The organism is Bathymodiolus japonicus methanotrophic gill symbiont, assembly GCF_019721995.1.
GTDB lineage: Bacteria > Pseudomonadota > Gammaproteobacteria > Methylococcales > Methylomonadaceae > Methyloprofundus.
This window is the reverse complement of sequence record NZ_BLYC01000002.1, coordinates 253,975-269,460: the sequence shown is the minus strand read 5'-3', so window position 1 is coordinate 269,460 and position 15,486 is coordinate 253,975. Positions and strand designations below refer to the sequence as shown.

19 protein-coding genes are annotated in these 15,486 nt (G+C 43.7%); 8 read left to right on the top strand and 11 right to left on the bottom strand.

All coding sequences use genetic code 11. The annotated features are described in order from the left end of the window. The first annotated feature begins 5 nt into the window (after nt 1-5). The 3 genes from K6984_RS04505 to K6984_RS04495 are packed head-to-tail and all read left to right on the top strand — an operon-like array spanning nt 6 to nt 4,791. Nucleotides 6-1,610 carry a glycoside hydrolase family 57 protein gene (locus tag K6984_RS04505; RefSeq protein ID WP_221894482.1) on the top strand — a complete coding sequence of 535 codons (1,605 nt, stop codon included), beginning with the start codon at nt 6-8 and terminating at the stop codon, nt 1,608-1,610. Between the two features lie 40 nt (nt 1,611-1,650). Then, entirely contained in the window at nt 1,651-3,168 is a 1,518-nt protein-coding gene (locus tag K6984_RS04500; RefSeq protein WP_221894401.1) for an endonuclease/exonuclease/phosphatase family protein, read from the top strand. Nucleotides 3,169-3,189: 21 nt separating this feature from the next. Beyond that, nucleotides 3,190-4,791, top strand: a complete 1,602-nt coding sequence (locus K6984_RS04495) for a phospholipase D-like domain-containing protein (RefSeq protein WP_221894400.1) — start codon at nt 3,190-3,192, stop codon at nt 4,789-4,791. Between the two features lie 158 nt (nt 4,792-4,949). On the opposite strand, the gene K6984_RS04490 is transcribed toward K6984_RS04495, so the two are convergent. Next, the gene (locus tag K6984_RS04490; RefSeq protein WP_221894399.1) at nt 4,950-5,171 is read right to left on the bottom strand and encodes a hypothetical protein; all 222 of its coding nucleotides are present in this window, start codon (nt 5,169-5,171) and stop codon (nt 4,950-4,952) included. Here K6984_RS04490 and K6984_RS04485 point away from each other — a divergent pair. Beyond that, on the top strand, nt 5,128-5,283 hold the full coding sequence (locus K6984_RS04485; RefSeq protein WP_221894398.1) for a hypothetical protein: 156 nt from the start codon (nt 5,128-5,130) through the stop codon (nt 5,281-5,283). The genes K6984_RS04490 and K6984_RS04485 overlap by 44 nt on opposite strands. A gap of 26 nt (nt 5,284-5,309) precedes the next feature. Here K6984_RS04485 and K6984_RS04480 read toward each other — a convergent pair whose 3' ends face one another. Both K6984_RS04480 and K6984_RS04475 read right to left on the bottom strand, forming a co-directional pair. After that, nucleotides 5,310-5,810 (bottom strand): hypothetical protein, encoded by a 501-nt coding sequence (locus K6984_RS04480; RefSeq protein WP_221894397.1) that lies wholly within the window; start codon nt 5,808-5,810, stop codon nt 5,310-5,312. Nucleotides 5,811-5,846: 36 nt separating this feature from the next. After that, nucleotides 5,847-6,116 (bottom strand): hypothetical protein, encoded by a 270-nt coding sequence (locus K6984_RS04475; protein ID WP_221894396.1) that lies wholly within the window; start codon nt 6,114-6,116, stop codon nt 5,847-5,849. Here K6984_RS04475 and K6984_RS04470 point away from each other — a divergent pair. After that, a complete protein-coding gene (locus K6984_RS04470; RefSeq protein WP_221894395.1) occupies nt 6,073-6,300 on the top strand; it encodes a hypothetical protein in 228 nt (75 codons plus the stop codon). The genes K6984_RS04475 and K6984_RS04470 overlap by 44 nt on opposite strands. Before the next feature lie 20 nt (nt 6,301-6,320). Here K6984_RS04470 and rlmB read toward each other — a convergent pair whose 3' ends face one another. After that, entirely contained in the window at nt 6,321-7,064 is a 744-nt protein-coding gene (gene rlmB, locus K6984_RS04465) for a 23S rRNA (guanosine(2251)-2'-O)-methyltransferase RlmB (RefSeq protein WP_221894394.1), read from the bottom strand. Further along, complete coding sequence (gene rnr / locus K6984_RS04460; protein ID WP_221894481.1) at nt 7,061-9,355, bottom strand: ribonuclease R; 2,295 nt, start codon at nt 9,353-9,355, stop codon at nt 7,061-7,063. Before rnr ends, rlmB begins: the two co-directional genes overlap by 4 nt. A gap of 513 nt (nt 9,356-9,868) precedes the next feature. On the opposite strand from rnr, the gene K6984_RS04455 reads away from it, so the two are divergent. Beyond that, nucleotides 9,869-10,243: a hypothetical protein gene (locus K6984_RS04455; RefSeq protein WP_221894393.1), complete on the top strand. Its 375-nt coding sequence runs from the start codon at nt 9,869-9,871 to the stop codon at nt 10,241-10,243. Between the two features lie 175 nt (nt 10,244-10,418). Here K6984_RS04455 and K6984_RS32600 read toward each other — a convergent pair whose 3' ends face one another. Continuing rightward, nucleotides 10,419-10,553, bottom strand: coding sequence for a hypothetical protein (locus tag K6984_RS32600; RefSeq protein ID WP_263458653.1), 135 nt, complete (start codon nt 10,551-10,553; stop codon nt 10,419-10,421). Nucleotides 10,554-10,565: 12 nt separating this feature from the next. On the opposite strand from K6984_RS32600, the gene K6984_RS04450 reads away from it, so the two are divergent. Further along, on the top strand, nt 10,566-10,820 hold the full coding sequence (locus K6984_RS04450; RefSeq protein ID WP_221894392.1) for a hypothetical protein: 255 nt from the start codon (nt 10,566-10,568) through the stop codon (nt 10,818-10,820). A gap of 230 nt (nt 10,821-11,050) precedes the next feature. Here the strand turns inward: K6984_RS04450 and K6984_RS32595 are convergent, their stop codons facing one another. Continuing rightward, the gene (locus tag K6984_RS32595; protein WP_263458652.1) at nt 11,051-11,185 is read right to left on the bottom strand and encodes a hypothetical protein; all 135 of its coding nucleotides are present in this window, start codon (nt 11,183-11,185) and stop codon (nt 11,051-11,053) included. Between the two features lie 12 nt (nt 11,186-11,197). On the opposite strand from K6984_RS32595, the gene K6984_RS04445 reads away from it, so the two are divergent. Further along, nucleotides 11,198-11,866, top strand: coding sequence for a transposase (locus K6984_RS04445; protein WP_221894391.1), 669 nt, complete (start codon nt 11,198-11,200; stop codon nt 11,864-11,866). A 250-nt stretch (nt 11,867-12,116) separates the two neighbouring features. Here the strand turns inward: K6984_RS04445 and K6984_RS32590 are convergent, their stop codons facing one another. From K6984_RS32590 to K6984_RS04430, 4 genes are all read right to left on the bottom strand, one after another. Then, nucleotides 12,117-12,245 carry a hypothetical protein gene (locus K6984_RS32590; protein WP_263458596.1) on the bottom strand — a complete coding sequence of 43 codons (129 nt, stop codon included), beginning with the start codon at nt 12,243-12,245 and terminating at the stop codon, nt 12,117-12,119. Next, nucleotides 12,194-13,291 carry a transposase gene (locus K6984_RS04440; protein ID WP_221894390.1) on the bottom strand — a complete coding sequence of 366 codons (1,098 nt, stop codon included), beginning with the start codon at nt 13,289-13,291 and terminating at the stop codon, nt 12,194-12,196. Before K6984_RS04440 ends, K6984_RS32590 begins: the two co-directional genes overlap by 52 nt. An 895-nt stretch (nt 13,292-14,186) precedes the next feature. After that, nucleotides 14,187-14,768, bottom strand: coding sequence for an ATPase (locus tag K6984_RS04435; RefSeq protein WP_221894389.1), 582 nt, complete (start codon nt 14,766-14,768; stop codon nt 14,187-14,189). Further along, a complete protein-coding gene (locus K6984_RS04430; RefSeq protein ID WP_221894388.1) occupies nt 14,765-15,181 on the bottom strand; it encodes a ParD-like family protein in 417 nt (138 codons plus the stop codon). The genes K6984_RS04435 and K6984_RS04430 overlap by 4 nt, the downstream gene beginning before the upstream one ends. Nucleotides 15,182-15,486 lie beyond the last annotated feature (305 nt).

Below are 15,486 nucleotides of genomic sequence, written 5' to 3'. Positions count from 1 at the left end.
TGCACATGGAAAGAGGCTTTCTCAGCATCATTCTGCATGCGCACTTGCCGTTTGTGCGTCACCCGGAATACGACAGTTTTTTCGAGGAAATCTGGCTTTTTGAGGCGATTACCGAATGTTATGTGCCGCTTATTCGTTCGCTAACACGCTTGCGCCAGGATCGCGTTAACTATAGATTAACCCTGTCGCTGTCACCGCCACTTATTTTAATGCTCAGTGACCCTTTGTTGCAGTCGCGCTACCTCAGCTATATTGATAACCGCCTGGCACTGGCTGAGAAAGAAATTGTACGCAGCAAAAATACGCCTGAATATCAAAAGCTAGCCCGCTTATACCGCCGATTTTACCTGGATACGCGAGATATTTTTGCAAACCAGTACGACTGTAATTTATTAACTGCTTTTAAGCAGTTTAATGCCACTGGCAATCTGGAATTAATCTCCTGCGCAGCCACCCACGGATTTTTACCTTTACTTAATAAGAGCGAAGCCGCTGTGCGTAATCAAATCAATACAGGCGTAGAAACCTTTATAGCGCATCTTGGCCTTCCCCCTAAAGGCTTCTGGTTACCCGAGTGCGGTTATTACCCGGGGCTGGAAAAGCACCTGAAAAATGCAGGCATTGATTATTTTTTTGTTGATTCCCATGGCATCGAGAATGCCAGCATACCACCTCGAAATAGCGTCTACGCACCGCTAGATTGTGGCAATAATGTAATGGCATTTGCCCGCGACCCAGAATCATCACGTCAAGTCTGGAGCTCTCATGAAGGCTATCCGGGCGACTATGATTATCGTGAATATTATAGTGATATCGGTTTCGATCTGGATATGGATTATATTGCCCCGCATATCCTGGATGGGCATATCCGCATCAATACCGGGATTAAATATCACCGGGTCACCGGCGCAGACCTGCCTAAGGAAATATACCAGCCCAGACAGGCACTGCATAAAGCCCAATTACATGCCCACGACTTCATCAGCAAGAGCCAGTTGCAGATCAACAGGATAAGTCCGGCTATGGACCGCCCACCAGTAATTGTATCACCCTACGATGCAGAGTTATTCGGCCACTGGTGGTTTGAAGGGCCGCACTGGCTGGAATGGGTATTGCGTTTTGCGGATGAAGATAGCAACCGGATAACAACGACTAGCTGCACTGATTATTTACAGCAGATTCCAGCTCATCAGCAAGCAACGCCCTCTGCGTCTACCTGGGGTGACCAGGGATATTCGAGCTTCTGGATTAATGAAACCAATGACTGGATCTACCCTTTATTACATAAAGCTGGGGCAGATATGGAGCAACTAGCAACAGTTTTTCACAAGGTCAAGACCAGTCCTTTGCAAGCAAGAACCTTAAATCAGGCGGCACGTTCGCTATTACTGGCACAAGCATCGGACTGGCCATTTATTATGCAAACTGGCACCACTGTTGAATATGCCACAAAGCGAATCACTGACCATTTAGCGAGATTTAATTACTTACGTGATAGTATTCGTAATAATGCAATTGATGAGCGTAATTTAACTGCCCTGGAAATTTTAGATGATGTTTTCCCCGAGCTTGATTTCCACAATTATTATCTGCCCAAAAGGACAAAGTAATGCCGTTAACAACAATGACTAGTAAGGAGTACCGTTAAGCATGAATAAAATCCAATTGCTCTATGTGGAAAATGTCATTGTTCGCAAAGCTAAGCAGGTACAACAACAATTAACCTTCTTCCTGGCGCTGGAAAATATCGACTATAACAAGCAGGTAGATATTTTTTGGGCGGGAGAAGACAAGAACTGGCAGGAATTAGCTGCGCATTTTCACAGCATACGGGGTAATGACCAGGAGTACTGGCGCGCAAGCATTAGCTTAAACCTGACTGAAAAACAGTCTCTGCCAGGAAATATTGAGTTTAATATACGTTACCGGGCGGCTGATAACGAATTTATACTCAATAATCACGGCCATAATTTCACCAGCGATGCGGATTCCGGCATTCAATTAACTGATAGGCAGGTGCTGCAAAATGCCGCTTTTAGCAACCAGTTACAAGCTGGGCAGCAAACCATTACACTCACTGCCGCTGTCGACCAGTCTTTTGCTGCAAAAAAAGTCACCATACACTGGACCACCAATGACTGGAAAACCACCCGGGAAACGGTATGTGAACTGCAGCGCACGTATTGGAATAAAGCATTCCACAGTAATGCGCGCAACCCTAACCAATATGGTACGCAAATCTGGATTGGAAAAATCCATCATGCAGAATTATATAAAATAAAATATGCCATTGGCTGTGAAAATAGCCAGGAAATAATCTGGGATAACAATAAAGGGCATAATTATTCCTTTCAGCGCGAGCAACTCAAGGTATTAATCTTAAACTTGCATTGCTATCAGGAAGAAAATCAGGATGCTAAATTGACTACCATTGCCAACACTATTCACGAACTAGAAGTGGATATCGTCTGTCTGCAAGAAGTGGCGGAGAACTGGAATGATGGCCAGGGCGATTGGGAATCTAATTCTGCCAGAATCATTAATGAACGCCTACCACAGCCATATCACCTGCATCACGACTGGTCACACCTAGGCTTTGACAAATACCGCGAGGGGGTGGCAATATTAAGTCGCTATCCCTTATCAAATCAGGACTCTGGCTATGTATCTGACAGCCAGGATATCTACGACATTAATTCCAGAAAGGTAGTCACTGCTCGTGTCTCCGTACCCTATATAGGTTTTATCACAGTTTTTTCTGTGCATTTAAGCTGGCTGGAAGGCGGCTTTCAGGAGCAATTTCACCGGCTACGTGAATGGGCGGCTAACACTAACACTAACACTAACACTAATGATATCAAGGCGACCTTATTATGCGGTGATTTTAATATTACCGCAGGTTCAAATGGCTATCAACAAGTGGTTGCATCGAAGGAATACGAAGACCAATATTTGGCGGTGAATAAACAGGGCGTGTTTGATAAAATATTCAAGGTACGCGATGCGCACTGGCAAGACCTGCTTGCAGATGATTACCGGATTGACTATATTTTCATGCATAAGAAAAGTCAGTTACGCCCCACCTCCGCGAGAGTCATTTTTACAGATGAAGATTATGGCCGTGTCTCCGATCATTGTGGTTACTTAATGACATTTGAATCCCTTTAATAAAAATAAAAAGGAAATGGTATGCAACAAATAGCTGAGCACTTTGCCAAACCAGTTCATGGTGAGCTGGGCGGATCATTTGCACGCGTTAATGATTTTAACCATCAGTTCTTTCTGCGCTGGGGGAAGATTGACTTTGAAATGTATCATGGCGAGCAGGTTAACCTGAAAGCCATCCTTAAAGTCTATCGTCAGCATAATATTTGCGAAACCTATGTGGTCGATACCGATGCCTATGATATTAAATGGAATCATCACAGACGGCGCACCCGGGATTTTTATATCCATCCTTATTCCAATTCTTTTGGCGTGATCAATTGCGTCAAGTTCTCCTTTCTTATCCATAAAGATGAGCGCTCGATCGCTTCAGAGAAAGAGTATATTTTTATGGACTGGGGGCAATTACATCCCGATGCCGATACCCCGCAATACCGAGAAATAAACGGCCTGCATTCCACCCAGAACCACTACCGCACTTATGAATTACAGGAGCATGAATTGCAATCCGATGTAGACTGGATCAATCACCATTTTGAATCACTGCACCTGGTACCTAAATTTACCAAAGGACAGCCAAATCATCCGTATCATCCCAAGCGTTATATCCATGACCTGATCGACAAAGTTATTCATAATAAACACGAATTTCAGGACAAATTTTGCACTATTAAAGTCAGTGTCGATTGTATCGATGACGCCGACTTTGCCAGCCACCTGATTTATGCCAGCGAACAGGGCGTGTTTGTGCAGTGCATCGTAGACTGGCGCAAAATGACCATGACTAACAGCGACAACTATGCGCGCTTAAAACGCGCAGGTGTCGAATTGATTGGCGTAATCTGCAGTCCGGATCACCATTTAATTGAAGTCGAGCCCGATATGCATACTAAATTCATTATTTTTAATGATGAAGATTGCATCCTCGGATCGTTTAATATTACCTTTGACCGCTGGTGGGCCAACTGGGAATCCGGCATGACCTTTCACTCCCAGGGCATGTGCCGACTGCTGGATAATATTTTTCAGAGCCAGCGTGGCGGCGTCATTCAAGGCTATGGTATCGATCCTTTCAGCCAGTTTAATTTACTGTATACCTTTGGCAGACATCATATGCAGAGCGGTGAAAACTATCTGCCGCATCATGCTATTCTGGCTGAAATCAACCGTGCTCACCATTCCATCAAAATTAGCTTGTTTCTGATCGGTGAACTACTAGGTAATTACAATGACAGTGTAATATGCGCGTTAATTAATGCGAAGAACCGGGGCGTGTATGTGCATATCCTGTTCAATGGACATTTGGCCAGACAAGGTAAAATTGGTATCGAACGTAGCATGGAAGAAGAACTCAATCGACCGCTATTACCGGTTATTGAGCGCTTAAGAAATTCTGGCGTGCATGTAGGGCTGGTATATGGGCAGGACGACCACGCAGTACCTTATTCTCCGATCCACTCCAAATATTGTATTATTGATGATTATATAGTGATCGACGGTAGTTTTAACTGGTATAACACGTCAGTGTTCTCCCATGATCTAGTGATTATCGCCGCGAACCACGAAGTTGCAAAACCCTATCTGTATGAATTCGAACAGATTCAGCAGTCGTTCAGGATTTATTAGGTTTATTTTTCTATCAGGAATCGGGAGCGCAATACTTGTGAACGAGACTTTTTGACTTATATTTTCATCACGAAGATCATGAAGGACACGAAGTTTGTTTTCTTTTTCTTCATGATCTTCGTGGTGAGTTTTGTCTGATTTAGCAACTTCTCGAAACACTATGTGCGCTCGCTGAAAATCATGGAAACGGAGCTTAGCGAAGTGGTGATTTTTAGTCCCTGATAGGCGACAGGGCAATTCGCTGATTCGACGTGTGCTAGCAGCACGCGAGAGGAGCAAGAATTGCATTCCGAATAGCCGTCCAGCCAGTGAGGTAGTAATGACGAAGCGGCTTTTGTGCGTAGTCGTTGCGGACGCAGGGCGTTCAGGGCATCTCCCATCCGCTGCGTAGGTGAACGAATTATGGCGACAGGAGTCCCGGAATTTCGTGAGGTAGCATGGCGCGCCTGGAAACGGCAGTACCTATTTGCATCACACCGGCAAAGCCGGTAACTTAATGTTTGGTGTGAAATATTCACTCACCAAAAGCCTTGCTCGGATTTCTTGATCGCTGCCAGCTTTTTACGCAAAGACTTACGCGCACTATCGGTAATATCGGGTTTAATAAATTCAGAGTCTTTACGCAGCAAATAGCGCTTCACCATATCTAGAAAATCATGATCAATAGCATCTGCTTCCCAGGACTCAGTATACACTGAAAAATGGCTGTAGTTATTAATCATCACCTTGATCAGTGAATTTTCATAGTCTACTTCAAAGCGAAAGCGCACCGGTATTTTACGTAATACCTGGAACTTAAGTGCATCATTTTGCCTATGTCCGGGAACTCTCTTCGTACTAGAAGCCAGCCGCTTGGCATGAAAAAAAGAGATTTCATGCTCAATATCCACCTTGGTACGTACGATATACTCAAACGTCCCCTCTCCTGCACAGTAAAAAGTTATATCGATATGTCTTATTTTTTCTATATCAGCCAGGCCGCCAAAGTCATCCGTGCTAATCCTGTAATCCTTTTGCATCAGGGTACCTAGATCAGGATAGCGCGAACTATAGTGCTATACCAACACCGGCACTTCAAGATAATTTAAGTATTTCACTAGTTCCTGCATATAGGCAAATATCTCCTGCATTTTAGGCAAAATTTCATTTTTATAGCGTTGCGCCTGTATTTGCTGCTGATCTACCTCTTTTTGTTCAGAATACTTCTTCTGGCAGGCGCGCCATGCTACCTCACGAAATTCCGGGACTCCTGTCGCCATAATTCGCTCACCTACGCAGCGGATGGGAGATGCCCTGAACGCCCTGCGTCCGCAACGACTACGCACAAAAGCCGCTTCGTCATTACTTCCTCACTGGCTGGACGGCTATTCGGAATGCAATTCTTGCTCCTCTCGCGTGCTGCTAGCACACGTCGAATCAGCGAATTGCCCTGTCGCCTATCAGGGACTAAAAATCACCACTTCGCTAAGCTCCGTTTCCATGATTTTCAGCGTCTGTCTGCACTCTTAACTGATCAAAAATGCCCACCACTACGCTCCCAATCTTTGTCTAAAAATCTCATAAATCAATACACCTGCAGCAACTGAAACATTCAAGCTTTCTACACTACCTTGCATAGGAATTTTCACTAAAAAATCACACTGCTCCCGAGTCAATCGGCGCATACCCCTTTCTTCTGCGCCCATCACCAAAGCCAGCGGCATATTAACATCCATTTCGTAAATCGTTTTTTCAGCTTCCCCTGCAGCGCCAGCAATCCAGATGCCCTGCTCCTTCAACCAACCTAGAGTGCGGCTTAAATTAGTCACCTGGTAGACTGGCACGGTTTCCGCCGCGCCACTCGCCACCTTGCATACCGTCGGTGTTATCCCTACCGCCTGATCTTTAGTTACAATCACACCTTGTACACCAGCTGCATCTGCCGTTCTTAAGCAAGCGCCCAGATTTTGTGGATCCTGCACATGGTCAAGAATCAACCAGAAAGGAACTTGTTTATTGCTTTCTACTACTGCATTTAAATCACTCTCGGAGCGCATCGCGGGCATTTCAACCTCTAACACAATCCCTTGATTATTACTGCCCTTGGACAAGTTATCCAGCTTCTTACGGTCTGCTTTTTCCGCTCTTATATTATGTTTTTGCAAGCCCTTCAGCAAAGAGAGTAGACGCTCATCCTTGCGATTTTGGTCTACCCAGGCTTGCTTGATCTTTGTAGGCGCATAATCCAGTGTTGCCTGTGCTGCGTGTACGCCAAATATTTTAGCTACACTCATTTAGCTACCTTTTTACGCGCTCTGGCTTTGCTTTTGCTCTTTTTATATTTGGATTTTTTAGGTTTCTTGTTGGCCGCTGACAAACTACCTCTACCCTGCACACCTACCAGGTCAAAGTCAATTTTCTTATCATCCAGATTGACGCTGGCAACCGTCACATTAACACTATCGCCCAACCGATAACGTACCCCGGTACGCTCCCCTTTTAGTTGGTGACTGGTTGGGTCAAATTTAAAAAAGTCCTGCCTTAGAGACGTCACATGCACCAGTCCTTCCACATAAAGATCTGATAGCTCGACAAAAAAACCGAAACTGGTCACCGCAGATATAACACCAGCAAATGACTCGCCAATTTTATCCTGCATATATTCGCATTTCAGCCAGCTAACCACATCTCGTGTTGCTTCATCCGCACGCCGCTCATTTGCTGAACAATGCTCACCCAGAGTCGCAATCTCGGGGAATCCACAATAAAAACTTTCCGGTGATTTACCTTGCAAGCAATGGCGAATAGCCCGGTGCACCATTAAGTCAGGATAGCGGCGTATCGGTGAGGTAAAGTGCGTGTATGCATCCAGTGCCAGACCAAAATGGCCTTTTTTCTCCGGGCTATATACCGCCTGCGACATAGAGCGCAAAAGCACGGTTTGAATCAAGTGCGCATCTGGCCTGTCCTTGATACTGCTGGTCAAATGCATATAGTCAACTGGTGTCGGCTTATCTCCGCCCCCCATATGCAAACCAACTTCACCTAGAAAGATTTTTAAGCTGCGAATTTTTTCTTCTGATGGCCCTTCATGGATGCGCAACAGGCGCGGCATTTTTTTCCGATTCAAGTAGCGTGCAGCAGCGCTATTGGCAGCAATCATAAACTCTTCAATCAATTTATGCGCATCATTACGCTGCACCGGAATAATTTTTTCTATCTTTCGGTCTGCACCAAAAACAATCTGCGTTTCCTGTGTGTCAAAGTCCATTGCACCACGAATTTCACGTTGTCCACGCATGGCCTTATATAAGGCATACATTTCCTCTAAGTGGGGCAAAACAGCGCTATATTTTTTACGTAATTTAGTGTGATTATGCTCCAGCATTGCGGACACCTTGTCGTAGGTTAACCGCGCATGCGAGCACATAACAGCATCAAAAAACCTGGCGCGAGTCACTTGCCCTTGCTCATTAATGAGCATCTCGCAGACCATGCTCAGGCGATCCTCATCCGGATTTATCGAACATAAGCCATTGGATAACACCTCAGGCAGCATTGGGATTACCTGTTCAGGAAAATACACCGAGGTGCTGCGTTTGCGTGCCTCTATATCCAGCGCACTGCCAGGCTGTACATAATGTGATACATCGGCAATAGCAACCAGAAGCTTCCAACCCTTGGTCGTTTTACTACAAAATACTGCATCATCAAAGTCTCGCGCATCAGCACCATCGATAGTCACTAACGGGACATCGCGTAAATCAACCCTGCCTTGCTTGGCATCCTCTGAAACCACTTTAGCAAATGGCTTAATTTGCTCAACCACGTCATCCGGCCAGACACTAGGTAAATCATAACTGCGTATTGCAATATCGATTTCCATTCCAGGCGCCATATGTGCACCCAGCACCTCGCTAATCTTGCCGATAGGCTGGCTTCTTGATGTTGGCTGCTCAATAATCGTTGCAACGACCATTTGGCCTTTTTTTGCACCACCGCCCTTGCCTTTAGGAATCAGTATATTTTGCGTGATCTTTTTATTATCCGGCTGCACAAATTGTACGCCGTGTTCTTTTATAAAACGCCCGACAACTTGCTGAGTATTACGTTCCAGCACTTCAACTATCTTGCCTTCTCTACGCCCTTTTCTATCGACCCCGGAGACCCGTACTAAAGCACGGTCATTATGCAGCACCCGATTCATTTCCCTAGGGGATAAAAATAAATCTTCACCCGCATCATCAGGCCTTAAAAATCCGAAGCCATCGGCATAGCTTAAGATTCGACCAGGAATCAGATCATGATTATCCACCAGGCAATATTGCTGACGACGATTAAATAATAACTGCCCGTCGCGCTCCATTGCTCTTAGCCGCCTGCGTAAAGCTTCTAACTGGTCGTCTGATTCCAGTGCAAAAGCCTCTGCAATCTGCCTGCGCCCTACAGGCCGACCACCTTTTTCCAGCAGTTGTAAGATCAACTCCCGACTAGGTATGGGCTGTGCATATTTCTCAGCTTCACGCTGAGCATAAGGGTCAGTTATGCTACTAAAGTCCAGACTATTTTCAGCACCTTGCTGCATAATTTTAATATTATTTTTTTTATTCAATGTTTTTTTCTGTTATAAATTTATTAAGCCATCATACCCCAAGATACATAGTGTTGCGTAAAAGTTTCTCCTGCTTTATAGCTCTACATTATCAAGTCCATCTGGAAATTATTTTTACTGGAACTATGCCTACGGCTTTGTGCCGTTAGGATTCCTGGTTTGTTTTTTAGGCTCTATGTGATTTGTAGTGGGTTGTTGCGATGACTAGTACAGGCATCCCTTAAATGCAACTAAATATGAATCCTAATGAGATCATCAGTGTTCCCATTGAAAGAAGAAGCACCTAAACAAAGCAGCCTATAACCTACCTGAAGGTAGCACCACTCGAATATTTCCATCTTTTTGATTTTAATCACTTATAACAGCAAATAGACACTCTGTAGGCACCGTAAAAAAACAACAAATAATTTCAAATAAAGCTTGCAATTGCCGAAAAAATTCTTCTAGAAATTTCCGTTTTAATCACCTCATAAACGGATATCACCCATGCTTAAAGACCTACCACTCTCTGAACATATTCACCAACACTGCAATGAAAGTATGGAACGTGCCCTGTTAGCAGAGCGTCATCCTTTGTGGGCTCGTTCATGCCCAGAGTTGAAGGATATCGACTTTATTCGCCTTGGGTTATTACGCTGTATCAGTGTGGTCGATAGTGGTCGCCATTTCCTCCAAACCAATGAACAGATTTATGGCCAGCTGCTTCCCCACTCAACGTATTTTAAATCACTGAAGTCGCATAGACGAACAAGTATGCTTGAGGCATTTGAACAGCAGAGCTATCATCTTCACTCTGAACACTGCTATCGCAAGGCATTGATTATCTTAAAGCATTCCCGGAACTTGACGAATACACCATAGAAGCAGCGGATGGACATTTTATTGATCATACCTGCCATACTGAAAAAAACAGTAAGGGGAAAGTTTATGCGGCCGGGGGGATTTACGCGTTGAATCTCAGAAGTGGGTTGCTCAGATTTCTTTGTCTGGTGACAAACGGAACTCAGAGACATCAAGAAATACCTGTGTTACGAGATCATATTGAAAAGCAAAACCAGGCGCGCCATGCTACCTCACGAAATTCCGGGACTCCTGTCGCCGTAATTCGTTTACCTACGCAGCGAATAGGAGATGCTCCAGCCGCCCTGCGTCCGCCACAGACTGAGCACAAAGCAGCTCAGTCATGGCTACCACAAATGGCTCTACGGCTATTCGGGATAAAATTTTAGCCTCCCTCGCGCGCTATCGCGCACTTCGGATTGGCAAATTTCCCTGCGCCTTCTGGAGACTATCAGCCCGTCCGGGGCTGACAGCGAAGGAAAATAACAGCTCTCAGAAACATCTCTATGTCTACGATAAAGCCGTCACCGACTTTGTCTGGTGGGATCGGCAGAAACGACGTGCTAATTACATGATTTCAATGCTAAAAGAAAAGTAACTACTCAGCGTGTTTTTTAACTTTAAAATCAAATGGATATATTTTAATTTAACCTGACTTTAGTCATTTTCACCTTTAAAAAGGGGTGAAAATTGGACTAAAATTCAGAGAGATACATTAATTATTATTTTAAATCAATCTGTTATGAGTTTAAATTACGCTGAGTAGTTACAAAGAAAATTCAATTGCGACTCTGGTTGAGTCTATCCCTTTTGACTCCCAGCATGAGATCAATACAGGAGTTGAAGCCAGGCGCGCCATGCTACCTCACGAAATTCCGGGACTCCTGTCGCCGTAATTCGTTCACCTACGCAGCGAATAGGAGATGCTCCAGCCGCCCTGCGTCCGCCACAGACTGAGCACAAAGCAGCTCAGTCATGGCTACCACAAATGGCTCTACGGCTATTCGGGATAAAATTTTAGCCTCCCTCGCGCGCTATCGCGCACTTCGGATTGGCAAATTTCCCTGCGCCTTCTGGAGACTATCAGCCCGTCCGGGGCTGACAGCGATAGTGTACGAAAACAAGGGCATCAAATTTAACGTGGTGGATTACCGTGATCCAGAAACCGGAAAACTTCACCGGTTTGTGACAACCTTGCCAATGACTATTAACCCTGGAGCCATTGCCATGCTATATTTCAAACGATGGAGGATTGAAAAGACATTCAATAACACTAAAAGTAATTTCAAGGAAACTAAAGCTTGGTCTTCCAATACCCGCTCACTTGAAAATCAAATGCGCCTGGCTGCAATGAGCTATAATTTAATCCGCGTGTTTGAAGAGATCTCAAAAACACAACAGCCAGAATTGATTCATCCATCGGATAAAAAATATAGCGAGGCTCTGGAGATAAGGCAGCAACAGACCCAAAAACGAGATCGTTTTGTGAATCCATTATTTTTCCAGGCAAGAATATCTCGTATCAGCTCGTATACCATTCGAGCAGTTCAAAACGCAATAATAACAGGAATGTCTTTACAGTGCTTTATGAGCTCTCTTGTGGCGAGGTTAGTTTCACGGCCTCAATTGATAGGGGAACACTGATGGTTTCAATAGTGTACTTCATGAAAGGTGATGAACGGGCCGGACTTGTCCAACAAACGGTTCGGATGATGGCTTCGCGCTACGCGCGAATCAGCATCTAACGCTGAAAATCAGGGAAACGGAGCCTAAGCGAAGTGATGATTTTTAGTCCGCGATAGCCGTAGGGCCGTTATTTTGTCGGAGTCTGAGCGTTAGCGAAGGTGGAGACAAAATAAAAGGCCATCCGACACGGCGTCAAGTCATTTGGAGCCTATGTTCCGACCCCTTGTTGGGTCGGGACGAGATGACGAGGACGAATCGGGGCCGCCGGAGGCATAAGTGGTCGCGTTAAGTTTTTGCTGCTTGCTTGGGCTGGGATGCCCAAAACAAGCTTTCGCAAAAATAGCGACTCCCCGACACGCGCATTAAATTATAGCTCATTGCAGTCAGGCGCATTTGATTTTCAAGTGAGCGGGTATTGGAAGACCAAGCTTTAGTTTCCTTGAAATTACTTTTAGTGTTATTGAATGTCTTTTCAATCGTCCATCGCTTGAAATACAGCATGGCAATGGTTCCAGGGTTAATGGTCATTGGCAAGGTTGTCACAAACCGGTGAAGTTTTCCGGTTTCTGGATCACGGTAATCCACCACGTTAAATTTGATGCCCTTGTTTTCGTACACACTGTATGCTTCAACCCCTGTATTGATCTCATGGCGGGAGTCAAAAGGGATAGACTCAACCAGAGTCGCAATTGAATTTTCTTTTAGCATTGAAATCATGTAATTAGCATGTCGTTTCTGCCGATCCCACCAGACAAAGTCGGTGACGGCTTTATCGTAGACATAGAGATGTTTCTGAGAGCTGTTATTTCCCTTGTTTTGCTTTTCAATATGATTTCGTAACACAGGTATTTCTTGATGTCTCTGAGTTCCGTTTGTCACCAGACAAAGAAATCTGAGCAACCCACTTCTGAGATTCAACGCGTAAATCCCCCCGGCCGCATAAACTTTCCCCTTGCTGTTTTTTTCAGTATGGCAGGCATGATCAATAAAATGTCCATCCGCTGCTTCTATGGTGTATTCGTCAAGTTCTGGGAATGCTTTAAGATAATCAATGCCTTGCGATAGCAGTGTTTCAGCGTGAAGATGGTAGCTCTGCTGTTCAAATGCCTCAAGCATACTTGTTCGTCTATGCGACTTCAGTGATTTAAAATACGTTGAGTGGGGAAGCAGCTGGCCATAAATCTGTTCATTGGTTTGGAGGAAATGGCGACCACTATCGACTACACTGATACAGCGTAATAACCCAAGGCGAATAAAGTCGATATCCTTCAACTCTGGGCATGAACGAGCCCACAAAGGATGACGCTCTGCTAACAGGGCACGTTCCATACTTTCATTGCAGTGTTGGTGAATATGTTCAGAGAGTGGTAGGTCTTTAAGCATGGGTGATATCCGTTTATGAGGTGATTAAAACGGAAATTTTTAGAAAAATTTTTTCGGCAAATGCAAGCTTTATTTGAAATTATTTGTTGTTTTTTACGGTGCCTACAGAGTGTCTATTTGCTGTTATAAGTGATTAAAATCAAAAAGATGGAAATATTCGAGTGGTGCTACCTTCAGGTAGGTTATAGGCTGCTTTGTTTAGGTACTTCTTCTTTCAATGGGAACACTGATGATAAACATGGCAAAACCACCTAAAATAAACCTCGATACACCAGCATTGTGTATTTCAGCTACTCAATAATTGGAAAACTTCAGCTTTATATAGAATTAAGCACTTTAATAATGGGCTTAATAATACCATTACACATTTATGTTGACCATTAGCCATTACCCGATTCAGTCTTCGCAAGCAGTTTTTATCTACACTACTGAACACACGCAATATTAGACACCTAAAATAGTTTACATCGTTTGGGATTGAAACGCAATCAGCTACTTGAACGGTTTGCCCCCAGCAATATTTGAGACTGTACAAAAGTCTCTAATAAAAGTGTCCGGTTTGACTTGACCGGTACATTCTATGGTTATGCGCATTTATCGAGTGATCATTTAAAATGAGTATGCTCCAAATATAGAAAACAAAAACCAGATACTTGAGACAAATTTACTACAGTTAAAAAATAACAACTTAGGTAACACGCAATAAATAACCTACCAATATTGCGCAGGATTTTTGTTCGCCTTCAAGGCGTAGAAGACGGCCAAAAAGACAAGCAAGGTGGGTAGGTTATTTCTTGCGAGTTACCTTACTTTCTGCCAAAACCCCATACTCCGTTGCAAAGCGCTACACCGCGTGACGGTCTAATTTCAAATCGTTGTACCCAATATCAGGATCCTATAAATAATTTTCGAGTAAATCGTTAGCCCAATTTGGTAAGGGTATTTTCTGTCGTAATTGACCATTACGAATTACCGCCACTTGCTGGAATGGATTTTCAATGCTGGAATTATTACGAATATGAACCTGATCGCATAATGGCAGCGTTTTTTTAATATTTTGCAGTAATTTTGGGATTCTACTAGCTATTTTTTCATCAGAAACATTATGTCCACCTTCACTGACACGCTGAGCAACACGTGCTTGGTTTAGAGAAACTGTATCCAGATGAATAAACACTAATATAATCTCATAAGCTAATACTTTCGCCTGAGCAACAAAATCGATTTTTGATGGATGGGAGAAAACTGTTTCAAAACAGAAACGCCTCCCTTCATGTAGGAGTCGAAAGCGCATTTCAGTTGCAAGTTTAGCAGCATCATAACTATGCTCTTCAGGTGATTGTGGATATAACTCTTTTGCCAGAATATCTGCATTAATAAATGGTAACCCTAATGGTGCTAATTGCGTTCGATAAAAGGTACTTTTTCCAGCCCCATTACCGCCTGCCAAAATCCATAATTGCTTACGTTCCGTCAAGAGGTGAATTTTTCAGCAGATATAAATTCACCATTTTCAAACTGCCCCACTAAAACATTTCCATGCTGATCAATTCGCTCCAGATAACCTGGCTGAGTTAAAGAGGATTGATACTTAAAGGCACTGCCTGTCACTGCTTGCGTTAATGCTCCCTGTTGCTGTTGGGCTTCAAGCAAATTAAAAACATCATCAGGATCAACTGGCTTGCCATAGATGGGTTCAACCTTTACTTGTGTCAGCCCTGTTGCAATAGATATTAATGTATCAGGGCCTAGCACTGTAGATACTTTTCTACCTATATCGGCCCAATATTCTATCTGTTCAGCAGTGCTACGATGAAATCGCTCTCCAGTTGATTTTGCTGCTTGCATCAAATCATCCTGTAAACGTACTGGTGATGAGGCTTTAGCCATTGTTGTAACCTATAAATTAATAACCAATAGCTTAATTGTAGCATAATGCTACAAATCTTACGTTAAGTTTTATTGCTCTTTGCCACAACAAAACTGGACTGATTTTTCATCCCGTTCTAAATCTTGGAATAGCACTCTAATTTTTGGTTATATCTATAATCAGCGTAACTACTCAGCGAAGCTGAGTAGTTACAAAAAACAATCCTGACATTAGCTATTAACAGACCCAAAGCATTGAATTTAATAATATTTATTGATCTGTATAAAATTAATACAATTTAACAACAAGGTAAGAACACTAAGTG

Bases quoted from the DNA above. Each gene is read 5' to 3' on its own strand.
- K6984_RS04430 (WP_221894388.1), bottom strand. From the start codon at position 15,181: ATGGCTAAAGCCTCATCACCAGTACGTTTACAGGATGATTTGATGCAA.
- K6984_RS04440 (WP_221894390.1), bottom strand. From the start codon at position 13,291: ATGCTTAAAGACCTACCACTCTCTGAACATATTCACCAACACTGCAAT.
- K6984_RS04505 (WP_221894482.1), top strand. From the start codon at position 6: ATGGAAAGAGGCTTTCTCAGCATCATTCTGCATGCGCACTTGCCGTTT.
- K6984_RS04445 (WP_221894391.1), top strand. From the start codon at position 11,198: ATGGCTACCACAAATGGCTCTACGGCTATTCGGGATAAAATTTTAGCC.
- K6984_RS04490 (WP_221894399.1), bottom strand. From the start codon at position 5,171: ATGGGAGATGCCCTGAACGCCCTGCGTCCGCAACGACTACGCACAAAA.
- rnr (WP_221894481.1), bottom strand. From the start codon at position 9,355: ATGCAGCAAGGTGCTGAAAATAGTCTGGACTTTAGTAGCATAACTGAC.
- rlmB (WP_221894394.1), bottom strand. From the start codon at position 7,064: ATGAGTGTAGCTAAAATATTTGGCGTACACGCAGCACAGGCAACACTG.
- K6984_RS04495 (WP_221894400.1), top strand. From the start codon at position 3,190: ATGCAACAAATAGCTGAGCACTTTGCCAAACCAGTTCATGGTGAGCTG.
- K6984_RS04480 (WP_221894397.1), bottom strand. From the start codon at position 5,810: ATGCAAAAGGATTACAGGATTAGCACGGATGACTTTGGCGGCCTGGCT.
- K6984_RS04500 (WP_221894401.1), top strand. From the start codon at position 1,651: ATGAATAAAATCCAATTGCTCTATGTGGAAAATGTCATTGTTCGCAAA.
- K6984_RS04470 (WP_221894395.1), top strand. From the start codon at position 6,073: ATGGGAGATGCCCTGAACGCCCTGCGTCCGCAACGACTACGCACAAAA.
- K6984_RS04455 (WP_221894393.1), top strand. From the start codon at position 9,869: ATGCTTAAAGACCTACCACTCTCTGAACATATTCACCAACACTGCAAT.
- K6984_RS04450 (WP_221894392.1), top strand. From the start codon at position 10,566: ATGGCTACCACAAATGGCTCTACGGCTATTCGGGATAAAATTTTAGCC.